Here is a 17,497-nt window from a genome sequence, read left to right as displayed (position 1 = left end):
TCTTTACCGGTTAGTGTGCTGATATGGCTCAGTCGGTAGAGCGCATCCTTGGTAAGGATGAGGTCCCCAGTTCGATTCTGGGTATCAGCACCATTTTCAAGTTAGTTTTAAAAGCTTTTGCCTGACGGCAATAGCGCCGTGGAACCACCTGATCCCATGCCGAACTCAGAAGTGAAACGCGGTAGCGCCGATGGTAGTGTGGCATTCGCCATGCGAGAGTAGGACACTGTCAGGCACCTATTTAGAAGAGGCCTCCCATTCGGGAGGCCTTTTTGCATTTCTGTGTTCCAAAAATCTGCCATGCCACCGGGATTTTAGTAAAAGTGCTGGGCTATCAAGGGATTGCCCGTTACTCTTTAGCCGTTGCCGATTAACACGTGATGCTGCCAGCGAGGTATTGATGGCTACGTTGAAGGAAATTGCACAGGAAGCGGGGGTTTCTCTCGCCACGGTATCCCGGGTACTGAACGAGGATCCCAGCCTGAGCGTCAAGGAAGAGACCAAGCAGCGGATCTTCGAGATTGCCGAACGGCTGGAGTACAAGACCAGCAGCGCCCGCAAGGGGGTACACAAGAGCAAGCTGCACTTTCTGGTGGTCTATGCCTATCCCCAGAGTACCGAGGTCAACGACCCTTACTATCTCGCTATCCGTTATGGCATCGAGACCCAGAGTGCCCGCCTCAATATCGAACTGACCCATCTCTACAACTGCGGTGAAGGGCGCGAACTGAGCGCCGTGGATGGCATTCTGGTGGTCGGTACCCTCACAGCCGAGCGTCTCGTCCAGCTAAGGGCTTGTTCCAGCCAGCTGGTGTTTGTCGACTGCCGTTCACAGGGAGAGTTCGACTCGGTCGATGTGGATCTCGCCCTGATCAGCCAGCAGGTAGTCGATTACTTCATCGCGCAGGGGCACCAGCGTATCGGTTATATCGGTGGCCAGGATGAGAATCCGGATCTGCGCGAACTGGCCTTCCGGGATTATGGCCAGCGGCTGGGGGTGGTGCAGGAGAGCGACCTCTATCGTGGAGATTTCTCCAGCGCTTCCGGCTACCAGTTGGCGAAGGAGATGCTGGCAGGGGATTGGCCCAAGGCGCTGTTCGTTGCCTCCGACTCCATCGCCATTGGCGTGCTGCGTGCCATTCATGAGAAGGGACTGGCGATTCCCCAGCAGATCGAGCTTATCAGCGTCAACGATATCCCGACCGCCAAGTTCACCTTCCCGCCGCTCTCCACGGTGCGGATCCACTCCGAGTTGATGGGCTCTCAGGGGGTTAATCTGCTGGTTGAGCGGCTGCGAGACGAGCGGGATATTCCACTCCGGGTGTTGGTACCGAGCAAGTTGACCCTGCGTGGCACCACTCGCTGATTTTAGTAAAACCACTAGCTTTTTAGTCGCACCATCTTGCGGTGGTGCGACACCTCTCCCAAGCAAACCTCTTTCCTACATCATCCCATTACGTCATATCATATTGTTTTATCGTTGATTTTATTGCAGTTCAGCCAACGGCTATCAACATCTATGCCACTCATCCATATCTTGCCCTCCTTTATCTCCCGCTTCTGATCTCGCTCACAAAACCATCTGTTCATTGTGATCAGGTTAAAACTTTACCAATCCAAAGCTGATATTTAGTAAATGTTTATCTAGAGTTTACCCAGTTAACGTTGCCTTGTTCCGGGAGGACATGTGAATAACTGGGAAAACGTCCAATTCGTTGGTGAAAACAGGCTGGCTCCGCGCGCCTACTTCTTCTCTTATGCCGACCACGCGCTGGCGGCCACCATGCAGCGCGAGCTGAGCCGCCGTTTTCTTAGCCTTGGCGGCCAGTGGCAGTTCCACTACTTCGACCACCCCCTGCAGGTGCCGGAAGCCTTCTATCACAGCCCCATGAGCGAGTGGGGCCAGATTACCGTGCCCAACATGTGGCAGATGGAAGGGCATGGCAATCTGCAGTACACCGACGAAGGTTTTCCCTTCCCCATCGACGTGCCCTTCGTGCCGACCAACAACCCCACCGGCGCTTATCAGCGCAGCTTCATACTGAGCCCGGCCTGGGACGGCGAGCAGGTGATCATCAAGTTTGACGGGGTGGAGACCTACTTCGAGGTCTATGTGAACGGCCACTACGTTGGCTTCAGCAAGGGCAGTCGTCTCACCGCCGAGTTCGATATCAGCGCCTACGCCAAGGTTGGCGAGAACCTGCTGTCGGTGCGGGTGATGCAGTGGGCTGACTCCACCTATATCGAAGATCAGGACATGTGGTGGATGGCGGGGATCTTCCGCGACGTCTATCTGGTGGGCAAACCGGCCGCCCATGTGCAGGACTTCTTTATCCGCACCGCGCTGGCGGATGACAATCAGAGCGCCACTCTTAGCTGCGATATCCAGCTGGAGAATCTGGGGGCTGCTGCCCGAGATTACCGTCTGGTCTGGTCGCTCCTGGATCAGGGCAGCGAGATCGCCAGTGGCACACTCGACCATCTCGCCATCGACGGCAAGTGTGATTGCCGCTTCACGCTGGATATGGCCAATCCCCATCTGTGGAGCGCCGAAGATCCGTACCTCTATCAGCTGCAACTCTCCCTCTACAACGGTCAGGGCGAGCTGCTGGAAGTGATCCCGCAGCGGGTCGGGGTGCGTGAAATCAAGGTCCAAGATGGCCTCTTCTACGTCAACGGCCACTACCTCAAGCTGCACGGGGTGAACCGCCACGACAACGACCACCTCAAGAGCCGCGCGGTCGGCATGGATCGGGTGGAGCGCGATATCGTGCTGATGAAGCAGCACAACCTCAACTCGGTGCGCACCGCCCACTACCCTAACGACCCGCGCTTCTACGAGCTGTGCGACCAGTACGGCCTGTTTGTGATGGCGGAGACCGACGTGGAGACTCACGGTTTTGCCAACGTCGGCGATCTCAGCCGCATCACCGACGATCCCTTCTGGGAGCCGGTGTTCGTGGATCGCATCGAGCGCCATGTGCACGCCCAGAAGAACCACCCCTCCATCATCATCTGGTCGCTCGGCAACGAGTCCGGCTACGGCTGCAACATCAGAGCCATGTACCAGCGCTGCAAGGCGATCGACCCGACCCGGCTGGTGCACTACGAAGAGGATCGCGATGCCGAGGTGGTGGATGTGGTGAGCACCATGTACTCCCGCGTCTCCCAGATGAACTGCTTCGGCGAGTTCCCGATGGCGAAGCCACGCATTATCTGCGAATACGCCCACGCCATGGGCAACGGCCCGGGTGGTCTTAGCGAATATCAGCAGGTGTTCGACCGCCATCCCCACATTCAGGGTCACTACATCTGGGAGTGGTGCGATCACGGCATTCTGGATCAGGACGAGCAGGGGCGCCCGGTCTACAAGTACGGCGGCGACTACGGCGACTACCCCAACAACTACAACTTCTGCATGGATGGCCTCATCTATCCGGATCAGACCCCGGGGCCTGGCCTGCGCGAATACAAGCAGGTGATCTGCCCGGTCAAGGTGCGCGCTCTGGATCTGGCGAGCGGCAAGCTGGCGGTGGAAAACCGCTACTGGTTCTCCACTCTCGACGACATCCACCTGCTGGTTGAAGTGAAGGCCGAGGGCGAACTGCTGGCCAGCCAGCAAATCCGGCTGGAAGGGGTTGCTCCCGGTGCCATCGCCGAGCTGCAACTCGAATTGCCCACGCTTGATGGGCGGGAAACCTTCGTCCAGTTGCGGGTCATCAAGGCGACTGCCACCCGCTACAGCGCGGCAGAGCACGAGTTGGGCCAGTACCAGTTTCAACTGAAGGCATCGACTCGCCAGCCGCAGCCCTTTGCCAATCCCAACGCTACCCCGTTGCATATCGCCGATGAGCGCCTTGACCTGACCTTGAGTGGCAGCGGCTTTGCCCTGCGCTTCTCGCGCCTCGATGGCAAGCTGGTGAGCTGGCAGCAGGATGGCATTGAGCTGATTGAACGGTCGCCGCGCCTCACCTTCTTCAAGCCGATGATCGACAACCACAAGCAGGAGTACGAGAGCCTGTGGCACCCGAATCACCTGCAGATCATGCAGGAGCACTTCCGCACCTTGAGCTGGCGTCAGCTGGGCGAGGCGGTTGAGGTAACGGTGGAGAGTCTGATCGCGCCGCCGGTGTTCGACTTCGGCATGCGTTGCCGCTACGTCTACACCCTGAGCCCGAACGGCCAACTGCACGTGGCGCTCTCTGGTCAGCCCTACGGCGGCTATGACGACATCATTCCCAAGATCGGCTTCGAGCTGGGCATTCGTCAGGATCTCGACCGGGTTCACTACTACGGCATGGGACCGGGCGAGAACTATCAGGACAGCCGCCAGAGTAACTGGATCGACAGCTTCCAGAGCACAGTCAGCGAGATGTGGGAGCACTATCCCTTCCCGCAGGATAACGGCAACCGCCAGCAGGTGCGCTGGGCGACCCTGACCAACCGCCACGGCGCCGGTCTCTACGTGCGACCCGATGCCCCCATCAATCTGAGCGTCTGGCCCTACAGCTGGGAGCATATCCACGCGGCGCAGCACATCAACGAGCTGGAACCGAGCGGTTATCTCACCCTCAATCTGGATCACAAGGTACTGGGGCTTGGCTCCAACTCCTGGGGCTCCGAGGTGCTGGACTCCTGGCGGGTGCGCTTCGAGCCGTTCAGCTTCGGCCTGACCCTGCTGCCCATCGCCCGTGGCAACCTCAATCCGGCTGCGCTGGCCGGGCTCGATCTCACCATCAACGGCGGGAGGAACCTCGCATGATCACCCTGGACAACCTGACCCTGTTCAAAAACATCTACCGGGAGGGCAAGAAGTGGGGCCGCTGCGTGGAGGCCATCAACAACCTGCCGAACCTCAAGCCCGGCATTTGCCACTCCATCGGTGACTCCCTCACCTACCGCTTGCAGGAGGGGGCCAGCCCGGCTACCTCACTGTTCGAGGGGCAGCGCCGCTACTTCGACGTTCACTACTACCTGGAAGGGGCAGAGACGGTGGAGTGGGCTGCCAAGAGCGAGCTGGCGGTCGAGCAGGCTTACGACGACACCACAGACCGCGAGTGGCTGGCCGGCGAGGTGCGTGAGCGCCAGAAAGTCGGCAACGGTCAGGTGGTGATCTTCGAGAACGACGAGGCTTACCGGTTCACAGGCGACAGCCCGGTGCGCAAGGTGATCATCAAGGTCACCGTCGAAGGCGGCTACTTCAAGAACAAATAACAAGCCGCCGGTTCTGCACTGATAAAAGCCGGAAGGGCGGGGCTCACCCTACAAATCATGCCCCGCCCTTTCGCTGAGATAACTACAGGTCTGGAGATGCACCATGTCTGATTCCAAACGGAATACGATAGGCAAGTTTGGTCTGCTGTCGCTCACCTTCGCGGCGGTATTCAGCTTCAACAACGTCATCAACAACAACATCGAGATCGGTCTGGCCTCGGCCCCGATGTTCTTTCTGGCCACCATTTTCTACTTCATTCCGTTTTGCCTGATCATTGCGGAATTTGTGTCACTGAACAAAAACTCCGAAGCGGGGGTTTATGCCTGGGTGAAGAGCTCTCTCGGCGGTCGTTGGGCCTTTATTTCCGCTTACACCTACTGGTTCGTGAACCTCTTCTTCTTCACCTCCTTGCTGCCGCGGGTTATCGCCTACGCCTCCTATGCCTTCCTCGGCTACGAGTACATTCTCACCCCGGTGGCGACCACGGCATTGAGCATGGTGCTGTTTGCCTTTGCCACTTACGTCTCCACCAACGGCGCCAAGATGCTCGGCCCCATCACCTCGGTGACCTCGTCCCTGATGCTGCTGCTGACCCTCTCCTACATTCTGCTGGCGGGTGCGGCACTGGTGGGCGGCGTGCAGCCGGCTGACCCCATCACGGTAGAGGCGATGATCCCCGATTTCAGCTGGGCCTTCCTCGGCATCACCACCTGGATCTTTATGGCAGCCGGTGGCGCCGAGTCGGTGGCGGTCTACGTCAATGACGTGAAAGGTGGCTCCAAGTCCTTCGTGAAGGTGATCATCGTCGCCGGGATCTTTATCGGCGTGCTCTACTCCATTGCATCGCTGTTGATCAACGTGTTCGTCCACAGCGACACCCTGAAATACACCGGCGGCTCGGTGCAGGTGTTTGAAGGGCTGGCAGCCTACTTCGGCCTGCCGGAGATCCTGATGAACCGCTTCGTCGGGCTGGTCTCCTTCACCGCCATGTTCGGTTCCCTGCTGATGTGGACGGCGACCCCGGTGAAGATCTTCTTCTCCGAAATCCCGGCCGGTATCTTCGGCAAGAAGACGGTCGAGCTGAACGAGAACGGCGTGCCCGCCCGCGCAGCCTGGATCCAGTACCTCATCGTGCTGCCGCTGATGGTGATCCCGACTCTGGGCTCCAACACCGCGCAGGATCTGATGAACACCGTCATCAACATGACCGCCGCCGCCTCCATGCTGCCGCCGCTGTTCATCATGCTGGCCTACCTCAATCTGCGGCTGAAGCTGGATCACCTGCCGCGGGAGTTCAGGATGGGTTCGCGCACCACCGGCATCGCCGTGGTCTCGGTGCTGATCGCCATCTTCTCGGTGGGCTTTCTCGCCTCCACCTTCCCGACCGGCGCCGACATCATGACCATCATCTTCTACAACGTCGGCGGGATCGTGATTTTCCTCGGCTTCGCCTGGTGGAAATACAACAGATACGAGGCGTCCCTCAGTGCCGAAGCGCGTGCGAAAGAGGCCCAGCCGACGGCGCAGGTTGCCATGCAGACGCCATAGCCACTGCATTGAATTCCAATCAAACCGGGTGGCCGTTGGCCACCCGCAAACCGTTGAACCAGAAAAGGAAAAGAGAATGAGCGAGACGATCGAGTTTGCCGAATTCAAGCGGGTCGAGATGAAGGTGGGCAAGGTACTGGAGGTGGTGCGTCACCCCGGGGCCGACAAACTCTACATCGTCCAGATCGACGTGGGTGGCGGGCGGCCGCTGCAGACTGTCACCAGTCTGGTGCCTTACTACAGCGAAGAGGAACTGATGGGCAGCGAGGTGGTGGTACTGACCAACCTCAAGCCCACCAAAATGCGCGGTGAGCGATCCGAGTGCATGTTGCTGTGCGCCGAGACCCCGGACGAGAGCCAGAGCGTGCTGTTGCAACCGCGGGTGCCGATGGCGCCGGGCACTCCGATCGTCTGAATGGTATTGCGAGCCGGTGCGGGAGACGGCACCGGTTCAGCAACGAGGCCGTCCACGCGGCCCGATCATAACAAGAGAGTAAAGCGCGGGGCCGACAGACCCTTGCCGAACACATCACAGAGTCACAGCGTTACCCGCAGGGAGCGCAAGTCCACTGGAGGACACCATGTCTGAATCCGTACGCGGCACCATAGGCAAGTTTGCCTTGTTGTCGATGACCTTTGCCGCCGTGTTCAATGTGCGCAACATCGTCAACAACAACATCGAGCTGGGGCTCAGCTCCGCCCCCATCTTCCTGCTGGCGACCATCGTCTACTTCATCCCGTTCGTCTTCATCATCGCCGAGTTCGTCTCGGCCAATAAAAACTCCGAGTCGGGGATGTACGACTGGCTGAAAAAACCGCTCGGCACCCGGATGGCCTATCTGGGCTCGTTTCTCTACTGGTTCGTGAACCTGTTCTGGTTCGTCTCATTGCTGCCCAACGTCATCGCCTACGCCTCCTACGCCATGCTGGGCTATGAGTACAGTTTCTCCCCCATGGTCACCTCGATCATCTCCATCGTGCTGTTTGCGGCGGCGACCCACATCTCCACCAAGGGTGCGAGCTGGCTCGGCAAGATTGCGGAGATCGTGGCCTACGGGGTATTTGCCCTGTTCGCCATCTATGTGCTGGGCGCGTTGATGGCCCTGAGTGGCGATCATGTGCCGGCCCAGCCCATCACGCTGGAGGCGATGACCCCTACCGTCAACTGGGCGACCCTCGGCATCATGTGCTGGATCTTCCAGGCGGCGGGCGGTGCAGAAACGGCAGCGGCCTACCTCAATGATGTGAAGGGCGGCCAGAAGTCCTTCATCAAGGTGATCATCAGTGCCGGTATCGTCATCGGTGCCATGTATGCGGTCGGTTCCCTGCTGGTGAACGTGTTCGTACCGCGCGAGAGCCTCACCTATGCCGGCGGCATGGTGGAGATCTTCACCGGCATGGCGCAGTATTTCGGGCTTTCCGAGGCGCTGGTTGGCCGCTTCGTCGGCGTGGTGCTGTTCATCGCCATGTTCGGCTCCATGATGATGTGGACCTCGGCGCCGGTGAAGATCCACTTCTCCGAGATCCCGCAGGGGGTTTACGGCGAGAAGACCACCCAGCTCAACGAGCACGGCGTGCCGGTGCGCGCCGCCTGGTGGCAGTTTGTCTTCGTGTTCGCGATGCTGGTGGTCAACGGCTTCGGCTCCGAGTCGGTGCAGCAGATGATGAACACTGCCATCAACCTCACCGCCGGTACCGCCATGTTGCCGCCGATCTTCATCATGGTGGCCTACTTCGTGTTCCGCTGGAAACATGACGACACCCCCCGCGACTTCCGCATGGGGTCGCGCAAGTTCGGGATGGGCGTGGTATCGGTGCTGATCGCCATCTTCGTGGTGAGCATGAGCGCCTCCGCCTTCCCGGCCGGGGTGGATCTGGTGCGCGCCTTCTTCATCAACGTCTTTATGACCGCGGTCTTCTCGGCGCTGGCCTACTGGTGGATCTCCCGTTTCGAGAAGCGGCAGGCCCGCATGCTCGGCGGCAATGAGAAGAAAACCGGCAACGGCACGCTGGCCAGCCAGCGCTGATCGGCTGAGTGAAAAAACGGAACGGGCGGCCTTGGTCGCCCGTTTTTTTATCCATTTTTAGCCGTTTGGGAGCTGTCAGGGCCGTTTCATCGTCAACTTTTGCTGCTCGATATGGCGAGGGCGTTAAGCATTGATGAACAATTATTCGCCGCTCAACTTTGCGCCTCTCCGTTATCGGGGTAAGCTGGAGGTTCGTTTTAGCGGGAGGTGCCAGACATCTCCCGCTCTGTTTCTTGTCCTCCCCAATCCTGACTGCCGCCACGGTTGCAGGATGCCCTTCTGATGGAGACCTTTCGTGCGTCTGGATCCCTTTACTGTTGTGCTGATTGCGGTGGTCACCCTGGCCTCCCTCTTTCCCTGCGAGGGGCAGGTGGCCGTCTGGTTCGGTCTGCTGACCAAGCTGGCGGTGGCGCTCCTGTTCTTCATGCATGGCGCCAAGCTGTCGCGCCAGAACCTGCTGGCGGGCCTCGGCCACTGGCGGCTCCATCTGGTGGTGATGCTCAGCACCTTCGTGCTGTTTCCGCTGCTCGGGCTGCTGCTCACGCCGCTGGTACCGGGCTGGCTGAGCCCGGCCATCTACCTCGGCTTCCTCTATCTCTGCGCTCTGCCTGCCACCGTGCAGTCGGCCATCGCCTTTACCTCGATGGCGGGGGGCAATGTGTCGGCGGCGGTGTGCAGCGCCTCGGCCTCCAGCATCCTCGGCATCTTCCTCTCGCCGGTGCTGGTGGGGATGATGATCCACGTACAGGGGGAGGGGATCGACACCTGGCACACCATCCAGTCCATCATGATGCAGCTGATGCTGCCGTTCGTGGTAGGCCACTTGTCGCGCCCGCTCATTGGTCGCTGGGTCGACAGCCACCGTCCGCTCATCGGCAAGCTGGATCAGAGCTCCATCCTGCTGGTGGTCTACGTCGCCTTCAGCGAGGCGGTGGTGCAGGGGATTTGGCGTCAAGTAAGTTGGTACGATCTGGCCAGTATCGTGCTGCTGAGCTGCGTCTTGCTGGCGCTGGTGCTCTGCTGGAACGTCTGGATCAGCCGTCGCCTCGGCTTCGACAAGGCGGACGAGATCACCATTGTCTTCTGCGGCTCCAAGAAGAGTCTGGCCAACGGGGTGCCGATGGCCAACGTCATGTTCCCGGCCGCCAGCGTCGGGGTGATGGTGCTGCCGCTGATGATCTTCCACCAGATCCAGCTGATGGTCTGCGCCGTGCTGGCGCGCCGCTATCACGAGCAGGGGCATTGATACTCGCGCCGTTTTTATTGCCATAACAAGAGGGAGGCCCGTTGGCCTCCCTCTTCTCATCTGCATGCCGACCGGCGTGCTAGCGTTTTCGCCAGACGGTGAGCTGCGCCACCGTGTGCTGGTATTTGCGGGCGGTCTCGCGGATGACGAAAGGCACATCCCGCGGCGGGCAGTGCTCCTCGAACTCCGCCGCCAGCAGCCGTTGCAGCGCTTGATAGGTGGTGAGCGCCTCGCCGTTTTCGCGAATGCCGCCGAGCCAGTTGGCGGGCGGGGTATATTCCGCCAGCCAGGTATAGGGGCTGGTAAGCACCAGCAGGCCACCGCTGCGCAGCCGGGGGGCGATATCCCGCAGGAAGCGGGCGGGCTCCCGCAGCCGGTCGATGAGGTTGGAGGCGAGCACCAGATCGTAGTGGTCATATTTGGGCTTGAGGTTGCAGGCATCCCCCTGACTGAAGTGGATGCGCTCCGCCTGACTCGCCCCCAGCCCGTGGCTCGACAGGCGCGCCTCGCAATACTCCACCAGTTCACCCTCCAGCGGAATGGCGTAGCGGAAGCTGTCCTGACTGGCGAGGGCTAGCGCCACATCGATGAAGCGGGCCGAGTAGTCCACCCCGTCCACATGCTGGAAGTGGCGGGCCAGTTCGAAGCTGGCGCGGCCGGTGGCACAGCCGATATCCAGTGCCCGCTGGTGGTTGCTGCACAGCTCGCCAGCAAGATCAGCAAGCGTCTTGGCGTAGTTGGCTACCCCGAAGTGGCTCGGGCCGTACTGGAAGTCGAGGTACTGAGCGACCAGCGTGTCGGTTTCATAGGGATTCACGATAACGGGTTCCTGATAACGGGAGACCAGATAACGGAAACCCGCATGCTGGAAGAAGTGACGCCGGAAAGCGTAACGGGATGATTTGAGCGCTTCGTTACCCGTGCTGATCCAGCTGCCGCCCTTGATCAGGGTGTGCTTGCCATCAAAGGTGGGGGTGGAGAAGTCGTCGTAGAGCGGGTGGATTTTAAAGCCGTCGAAGCCGTCGATGGCGGTGCTGGTCCACTGCCAGACATTGCCCACCAGATCGAAGAACTCCCCTTGCGGGCAGGCATCCACCGGGCAGGAGGAGGCGAAACGGGCCAGATTGATATTGCCGGGGGCCTGTGTCCAGTCCGGCTGATCGCCGGGTAGCTGCTCGCGCAGCAGCTGCCACTCCGCCTCGCTCGGCAGCTGGATGGGGAGTCCGGTCCGGGCCGCCTTCCAGCGACAGAAGGCAGCCGCCTCCAGCTGATTCACCTCCACCGGCCAGTCCCAGGGCATGGCGACCTGCTCGGTCATCAGCCGCAGCTGCAATTGTTCGGGCTCGGCGGGGTCACCCACCCAGAAGGTGGGCATCTGCGCCTTGGCGTACTGGCACCAGCCCCACCCTTCCTCATCCCACCACTGTTGCTGGCCATAGCTCCCCGCCTGGACGAAGGCGAGGTACTCGGCATTGCTCACCAGCATGCGGCTGGCCTGAAACGGGGCCAGCTCGATATGGCGCTCGCCATATTCGTTGTCCCAACCGTAGGTGGCGTCCCGCTTGCCAAGGCGCACCTTGCCGCCGGCCACCGGCAGCAGGCTGTTGGCGGGCACCTGATCAATTCGGTGGCGGGCTTCAGTGCAGGCGGGCCAATAAGGCTGCGGTCGCACCCAGGCGAGTGGCAACTGGCGGATCAGCACGCTGGAGGTCTCGAGGTGGATGCGCTCGTGCTCTATCCCCATCAGGATCACCCAGGCCGGGCTCTGCCAGTCGATGGGCAGAGTGAGCGGCATCTGGCGAATAAAATCGCACACCAGCGAACGGACTTTGGCCCGATAGCTGCGCAGCTCGCTGACCTTGGGCCAGTCGTAGTGGGTCTCGTCCAGATCGTCCCAGCTCATCTCGTCCACCCCGATGGCAACCATGGCCTCGATGCGGGCATCCAGCCGCTGGTCGATCAGGCGCGCCGCCAGCAGCTTGTTGATGAAGAAGGCGGCGGTGTGGCCGTAGTAGAAGATGAGAGGATGGCGCAGCGGGATCGCCTTGTTGAACCAGGCCCGCTCATCGGCCAGACAGTCGAACAGCGAGTCGTAGAGATCGAAGGTCTGGCAGAAGTAGGTGAGCAGCTCGCGCCGTTTCTGCTCGGGATCGCTGCCGGTCAGCAACGGGGTGCGAGTCGGCTCCGGCAGACCGGTGGCAGTGGAATAGAGAGGGCTTGCTTGGGTCACGCTCTGACTCCTTGTTGGCAGTGAAGACTGACAAGACAGTGGTAATGACATTACCGCAATGGAGAGCTTGGTACGCACGAAGTACCACTATTGGCTCAACAGACCGGTACAGCAATCAAAAACTTCCACGGGCTGTCAGCATAGTGACCGGCAGGGCGACCCGCCAATTAGCCACAATCATATCCGTTCGAGAATGGTTTTTTTCACCAAAATATGGTCTAAATGGCTCTCTTGATTCTTCTGTCTGTTCTGGTTGAAATGGTTATTTCCTTTTGAATCATCATGTTAATTTTTGGCTCACGCTTTGCAGAGCATGAAAACCAATTGGCCCTGGATGGCCAACACATAAGGAGGAGAGTAGCGATGAAATGGATGATGGTTGTCATGTTGATGGCAGGGCTCAGTGGGTGTCACTGGCTGGATCAGACCAGAGTGACCGGAACGGGGGCTGTGGTCGAGCGCCAGCAGGTGCTCGGTGACGGGGTGACCCGGGTGCTGGCGGGGGTGCCTGCCACCCTCCATCTGGTCGCGGGGGAGCCGCGCGGTATCCTGATCAAGGGGCAGGAGAATCTGCTGCCCTATCTGGTGCTGACTGAGAGCGGCGACAAGCTGGAGATCGAGGTGAAGGAGGGTTACCGGCTCGATCCTACCGAGCCGCTGGAGCTGACCATCACCTTGCCGGTGTTGAACGAACTGGCATTGGCCGGGACCGGCAACGGCGATCTGAGCGGCTTCAAGGGGGATTCGTTGGTGCTGTCGGTGGCCGGTACCGGTGACATCGTCGCCAGTCAGCTGGAGCTGAAACGACTGGAAGGGAATATCGCTGGCACCGGCAGTCTGGAGCTGGGCAGCGGTTCGGCACAGGCCATCGAGCTGAACATTGCCGGATCTGGCGACGTGCTCGGGAGCGAGATGCGCGGCAACGAGGTAGAGGTCAATATCGCCGGCAGCGGTGATGTGGCGGTACGGGCGCAGGAGACGCTGAAAGTCGGCATCGCCGGCTCAGGCAACATCGCCTACTGGGGCGATCCCAAGGTGGAGCAGCAGATCGCAGGCTCCGGCGGGGTGACCCGAGCGGGCAGTTGATATCAACCGATCACCACAACTGAAACAGGCCCGCAACGGGCCTGTGTTGATCAGCTGTGTTGATCAGAGGTGGCGGGCGTGAAAGTGCAGGTGCGCCTCGATAAAGCTCGCCACGAAGTAGTAGCTGTGGTCATAACCCTCGTGGCGGTTGAGCTCCAGCGGCCACTCCTTGTTGGCGGCCACTTCGGCCAGCGCATCGATATGCAACTGCTCGGCGAGAAAGGGATCATCCAGTCCCACATCCACCAGGGTGGGCAGCGGCGTGACCGGCTGGTGGCGCAGCAGCTGGCAGGCATCCCACTCCTGCCACAACAAGGGATTGCTGCCGAGATATGCCCCGAGCGCCTTCTGGCCCCAGGGGCTGCGGCTAGGGTGGCAGATCGGGCTGAACGCCGAGACCGAGCGGTAGCGACCGGGCTCGCGCAGAGCGGCGATCAGCGCCCCGTGACCGCCCATGGAGTGGCCGCTGATGGCGCGGCGGGTCGAGACCGGGAAGTGGGTCTCTATCAAGTCAGGCAGTTCGCGGGTGACGTAGTCATACATCTGGTAGTGCGCCTGCCAGGGGCTCTGGCTGGCATTGACGTAAAAGCCAGCTCCCATGCCGAGGTCATAACCGGGGTCGTCCGCTACGCCGTCACCGTGGGGGCTGGTGTCCGGCGCCACCAGGGCGATGCCAAGCTCGCCGGCGATGCGCTGGGCTCCCGCCTTCTGCATGAAGTTCTCATCGGTGCAGGTGAGGCCGCTGAGCCAGTAGAGTACGGGCACCTTCTGGCCGGTGAGGGCCTGGGGCGGCAGATAGATGGCAAAATTCATCTCGCAGCCGAGCACGCTGGCGTGGTGGCGATAGCGCTTGTGCCAGCCGCCGAAGCTCTTGTTGCTGCTGATAATCTCCAGATTCATCGAAGGACTCCTGCACCCCGCCCACGATGGCGGGCGGGGTGATCATGCTCAGTAGTGGATGACGGTGCGGATGCTCTTGCCTTGGTGCATCAGATCGAACGCCTCGTTGATCTGCTCAAGCCCCATGGTGTGGGTGATGAAGTCATCTAGGCGGAACTCACCCTGCATGTAGCGCTGCACATAGCTCGGTAGTTCACTGCGACCGCGAACCCCGCCGAAGGCGCTGCCGCGCCAGACCCGACCGGTCACCAGCTGGAACGGACGGGTGCTGATCTCCTGACCCGCTCCGGCGACGCCGATGATGACCGACTCGCCCCAACCCTTGTGGCAGCACTCTAGCGCCGCACGCATCACCTTGACGTTGCCGATGCACTCGAAGGAGAAGTCGACGCCGCCGTCGGTCAGCTCGACGATCACCTCCTGAATCGGTTTGTCGTAATCGTTCGGGTTGATGCAGTCGGTGGCGCCCAGCTTGCGGGCCAGCTCGAATTTGCTCTCGTTGATGTCGATGGCGATGATGCGACCGGCCTTGGCCAGACGAGCCCCGATCACCGCCGAGAGGCCGATGCCGCCCAGCCCGAAGATGGCGACGCTCTCACCCTCTTTCACCTTGGCGGTGTTCATCACGGCGCCGATGCCGGTGGTGACGCCGCAACCGAGCAGGCAGACCTCTTCCAGCGGGGCGGCCGGGTCCACCTTGGCGATGGAGATCTCCGGCAGTACCGTGTATTCGCTGAAGGTGGAGGTGCCCATGTAGTGATAGATGGGCTGGCCATCTTTCGAGAAGCGGGTGGTGCCGTCCGGCATCAGCCCCTTGCCCTGGGTGGAGCGGATCTTCTGGCAGAGGTTGGTCTTGCCGGATTTGCAGAATTTGCACTCGCCGCACTCGGGGGTGTAGAGCGGAATCACGTGATCCCCCACCTTGACGCTGGTGACCCCTTCGCCGACCGATTCGACGATACCGCCCCCCTCGTGGCCGAGAATGCAGGGGAAGACCCCTTCCGGATCTTCACCGGAGAGGGTGAAGGCATCGGTGTGGCAGACGCCGGTCGCGACGATGCGCACCCGCACTTCGCCCGCTTGCGGTGGCATGACCTCGACTTCTTCGATGGAGAGGGGCTGACCCGGACCCCAGGCGATGGCGGCTTTACACTTGATGCTTTGAACCTGTGCCATGAATGACATCCTTCTTGTTGAGCAGGGTGAACAGAGATGAGTTCGGACAGTCAGTGTAGTTTCCCGCCGATTTGGTGATAATGAGGGCAAATCTCAAATCACTTTTACACACAGGTAATAATGTTCGGCTGGGAAGGGATCTGTGAATTTGTCAGCGTGGCGGAGCAGGGGGGCTTTACCCCGGCGGCGCGCAAGCTGGGGGTGTCGGTGGCGCAGGTCAGCCGTCAGGTGGCACAGCTGGAAGATCGGCTGCAGGCCAAGCTGCTGCTGCGCACCACCCGTCAGGTGCGGCTCACCGAGCTTGGCGAGATCTACTATCGCCACTGCCGTCAGTTGCTGGACAACCTCTACGAGGCAGAGCTGGCGGTGGGGCGCCATCAGGCGGTGCCGCAAGGGTCGCTGCGCATCACGGCGCCCGTCTCTTACGGTGAAAGCCGCATCGCCCCGCTGGTGAACGACTTCATGGTGCGTTTCCCCCAGCTGGAGGTGACCCTCAACCTCACCAACCAGCTGCTGGATCTGGTGCATGAGGGTTACGATCTGGCGCTGCGGCTCGGCCATCTCAAGGATTCGACGCTGGTGGCGCGCAAGCTGGCGCAGCGGGTGCCCTATGTCTGCGCCTCACCGGCTTACACCGCCCACCACGGCATCCCCAACAGCCTCTCCGAGCTGACCCGCCACACCTGTCTGGTGGGCAACAGCGACGAGTGGCACTTCACTCTGGATGGCCGCCCCCACAGCGTGCGGGTGCGCGGCCTGCTGCAGTGCAACAGCGGCCACGCCCTGCTGGATGCGGCGCTCAAGGGAATCGGCATCATCCAGCTGCCGGACTACTACGTGAGCGACCATCTGGCCCGAGGCGAATTGATCGAGCTGCTGCCCGAACTGCGGGCCCCGGCGGAGGGGATCTGGGCCCTCTATCCCCATAACCGCCACCTCTCCCCCAAGGTTCGATTGCTGGTGGACTATCTGGCCGAACGGCTGAGCGACCCTCACCAACCGGCGCTGGTGATGCCGATAGGCTAGGGTGTTCCCCGCCCGTTGACTCACTGGCGGCGGGCGACAGGTGCGATGGCCGGAAAATAAAAGAGCCCTTGAGGAATCAAGGGCTCTTTTGCAGGCAACAACCGGAGAGTCAGCGACCCATCACTCGATGTTCTGAATTTGCTCGCGCATCTGCTCGATAAGGACTTTCAGCTCGACGGCGGACTGGGTCACTTCGGCATTGATGGACTTGGAGCCGAGGGTGTTCGACTCGCGGTTGAACTCCTGCATCATAAAGTCGAGACGACGGCCGCAGGCGCCACCCTTCTTCATGATTTTGTTGGTTTCGCTGATGTGCATCTCCAGACGATCCAGCTCTTCGGCCACGTCGATCTTCTGGGCCAGCAGCACGATCTCCTGCTCGATGCGGGCCGGATCCAGCTCCACCTTGGCTTCGGCCAGACGGTCGGTGAGCTTCTGGCGCTGCCACTCGATGATCTGCGGCAGGTGGACGCGTACCTTCTTCACTTCCACCTGAATACTGGCCAGACGCTGTTCGATCAGCGCCTTGAGGTTGGCCCCTTCGCTGGCGCGGGAGGCGAGGAAATCTTCCATGGTCTGGTCAAAACCGCCGAGCAGCTCGGTGGCGACCGCGTCCATGTCCTGCTCGGCGGCGGCCATGACGCCCGGCCAACGCAGTACGTCGACCGGATTGAGTTGGCCCTGACCCGCCTCTTTCATTACCCAGCTGGCGCTGTCGATGATGAGCTTGGCCAGCTCTTCATTGATATGGAGTTGGCTGGCGGCGGCCTGAGCGGCTTCAAAACGCAGGTTGCACTCCACCTTGCCGCGCTGCAGCTTGGCGCGGAAACGCTCACGCAGAACCGGTTCCAGGCTGCGCAGTTGCTCCGGCAGGCGAATGTAGGTTTCCAGATAGCGCTGGTTGACCGAACGAATTTCCCAAACGGCTGTGCCCCAGTCGCCCTTGAATTCCTTGCGGGCGTAGGCGGTCATGCTGTGAATCATTGATTGTTCCGGGCTTGATGAAGTGTGCGGCCAGTATACTCAGCCCGGCCCTGCTCGTC

Annotated in this window: 13 protein-coding genes, 1 tRNA gene and 1 rRNA gene; 11 read left to right on the top strand and 4 right to left on the bottom strand. The window is 60.7% G+C overall.

Going from position 1 to position 17,497, the window contains the following annotated elements:
• The first annotated feature begins 17 nt into the window (after positions 1 to 17).
• The 9 genes from AB5Z02_RS12585 (at position 18) to AB5Z02_RS12545 (ending at position 10,036) form a co-directional block, all read left to right on the top strand.
• A tRNA-Thr gene (locus AB5Z02_RS12585) sits at positions 18 to 93 on the top strand.
• A 27-nt stretch (positions 94 to 120) separates the two neighbouring features.
• A 5S ribosomal RNA gene (gene rrf / locus AB5Z02_RS12580) occupies positions 121 to 235 on the top strand.
• Positions 236 to 400: 165 nt separating this feature from the next.
• The gene (ebgR, locus tag AB5Z02_RS12575) at positions 401 to 1,366 is read left to right on the top strand and encodes a transcriptional regulator EbgR (RefSeq protein WP_005342046.1); all 966 of its coding nucleotides are present in this window, start codon (positions 401 to 403) and stop codon (positions 1,364 to 1,366) included.
• A 321-nt stretch (positions 1,367 to 1,687) separates the two neighbouring features.
• On the top strand, positions 1,688 to 4,762 hold the full coding sequence (gene ebgA, locus AB5Z02_RS12570) for a beta-galactosidase subunit alpha (RefSeq protein ID WP_368216089.1): 3,075 nt from the start codon (positions 1,688 to 1,690) through the stop codon (positions 4,760 to 4,762).
• On the top strand, positions 4,759 to 5,214 hold the full coding sequence (locus tag AB5Z02_RS12565) for a beta-galactosidase subunit beta (protein WP_201872740.1): 456 nt from the start codon (positions 4,759 to 4,761) through the stop codon (positions 5,212 to 5,214). Before ebgA ends, AB5Z02_RS12565 begins: the two co-directional genes overlap by 4 nt.
• Before the next feature lie 103 nt (positions 5,215 to 5,317).
• Complete coding sequence (locus AB5Z02_RS12560; RefSeq protein ID WP_368216088.1) at positions 5,318 to 6,763, top strand: amino acid permease; 1,446 nt, start codon at positions 5,318 to 5,320, stop codon at positions 6,761 to 6,763.
• Between the two features lie 76 nt (positions 6,764 to 6,839).
• Positions 6,840 to 7,178 (top strand): tRNA-binding protein, encoded by a 339-nt coding sequence (locus tag AB5Z02_RS12555; protein ID WP_368216087.1) that lies wholly within the window; start codon positions 6,840 to 6,842, stop codon positions 7,176 to 7,178.
• Positions 7,179 to 7,344: 166 nt separating this feature from the next.
• Entirely contained in the window at positions 7,345 to 8,790 is a 1,446-nt protein-coding gene (locus AB5Z02_RS12550; RefSeq protein ID WP_204477881.1) for an amino acid permease, read from the top strand.
• A gap of 295 nt (positions 8,791 to 9,085) precedes the next feature.
• Positions 9,086 to 10,036, top strand: a complete 951-nt coding sequence (locus AB5Z02_RS12545) for a bile acid:sodium symporter family protein (RefSeq protein WP_368216086.1) — start codon at positions 9,086 to 9,088, stop codon at positions 10,034 to 10,036.
• Positions 10,037 to 10,115: 79 nt separating this feature from the next.
• Here AB5Z02_RS12545 and ovoA read toward each other — a convergent pair whose 3' ends face one another.
• A complete protein-coding gene (gene ovoA / locus AB5Z02_RS12540; RefSeq protein ID WP_159164580.1) occupies positions 10,116 to 12,266 on the bottom strand; it encodes a 5-histidylcysteine sulfoxide synthase in 2,151 nt (716 codons plus the stop codon).
• A 363-nt stretch (positions 12,267 to 12,629) separates the two neighbouring features.
• Between ovoA and AB5Z02_RS12535 the strand changes: the two genes are divergently transcribed.
• Entirely contained in the window at positions 12,630 to 13,352 is a 723-nt protein-coding gene (locus tag AB5Z02_RS12535; protein ID WP_005357441.1) for a head GIN domain-containing protein, read from the top strand.
• A 63-nt stretch (positions 13,353 to 13,415) separates the two neighbouring features.
• Here AB5Z02_RS12535 and fghA read toward each other — a convergent pair whose 3' ends face one another.
• On the bottom strand, positions 13,416 to 14,252 hold the full coding sequence (gene fghA, locus AB5Z02_RS12530) for an S-formylglutathione hydrolase (RefSeq protein WP_159164579.1): 837 nt from the start codon (positions 14,250 to 14,252) through the stop codon (positions 13,416 to 13,418).
• Positions 14,253 to 14,300: 48 nt separating this feature from the next.
• On the bottom strand, positions 14,301 to 15,428 hold the full coding sequence (locus tag AB5Z02_RS12525) for an S-(hydroxymethyl)glutathione dehydrogenase/class III alcohol dehydrogenase (protein ID WP_236368089.1): 1,128 nt from the start codon (positions 15,426 to 15,428) through the stop codon (positions 14,301 to 14,303).
• Positions 15,429 to 15,548: 120 nt separating this feature from the next.
• On the opposite strand from AB5Z02_RS12525, the gene AB5Z02_RS12520 reads away from it, so the two are divergent.
• A complete protein-coding gene (locus tag AB5Z02_RS12520; RefSeq protein ID WP_236368088.1) occupies positions 15,549 to 16,454 on the top strand; it encodes a LysR substrate-binding domain-containing protein in 906 nt (301 codons plus the stop codon).
• A 120-nt stretch (positions 16,455 to 16,574) separates the two neighbouring features.
• On the opposite strand, the gene AB5Z02_RS12515 is transcribed toward AB5Z02_RS12520, so the two are convergent.
• Complete coding sequence (locus AB5Z02_RS12515) at positions 16,575 to 17,438, bottom strand: YicC/YloC family endoribonuclease (RefSeq protein ID WP_368216085.1); 864 nt, start codon at positions 17,436 to 17,438, stop codon at positions 16,575 to 16,577.
• Positions 17,439 to 17,497: the final 59 nt, after the last annotated feature.

This window comes from Aeromonas sp. R2-3, from assembly GCF_040908375.1.
GTDB classification, from domain to species: domain Bacteria; phylum Pseudomonadota; class Gammaproteobacteria; order Enterobacterales; family Aeromonadaceae; genus Aeromonas; species Aeromonas veronii.
Note: the sequence above shows the minus strand (reverse complement) of the source record. Positions and strands in the feature narration are given on the sequence as shown.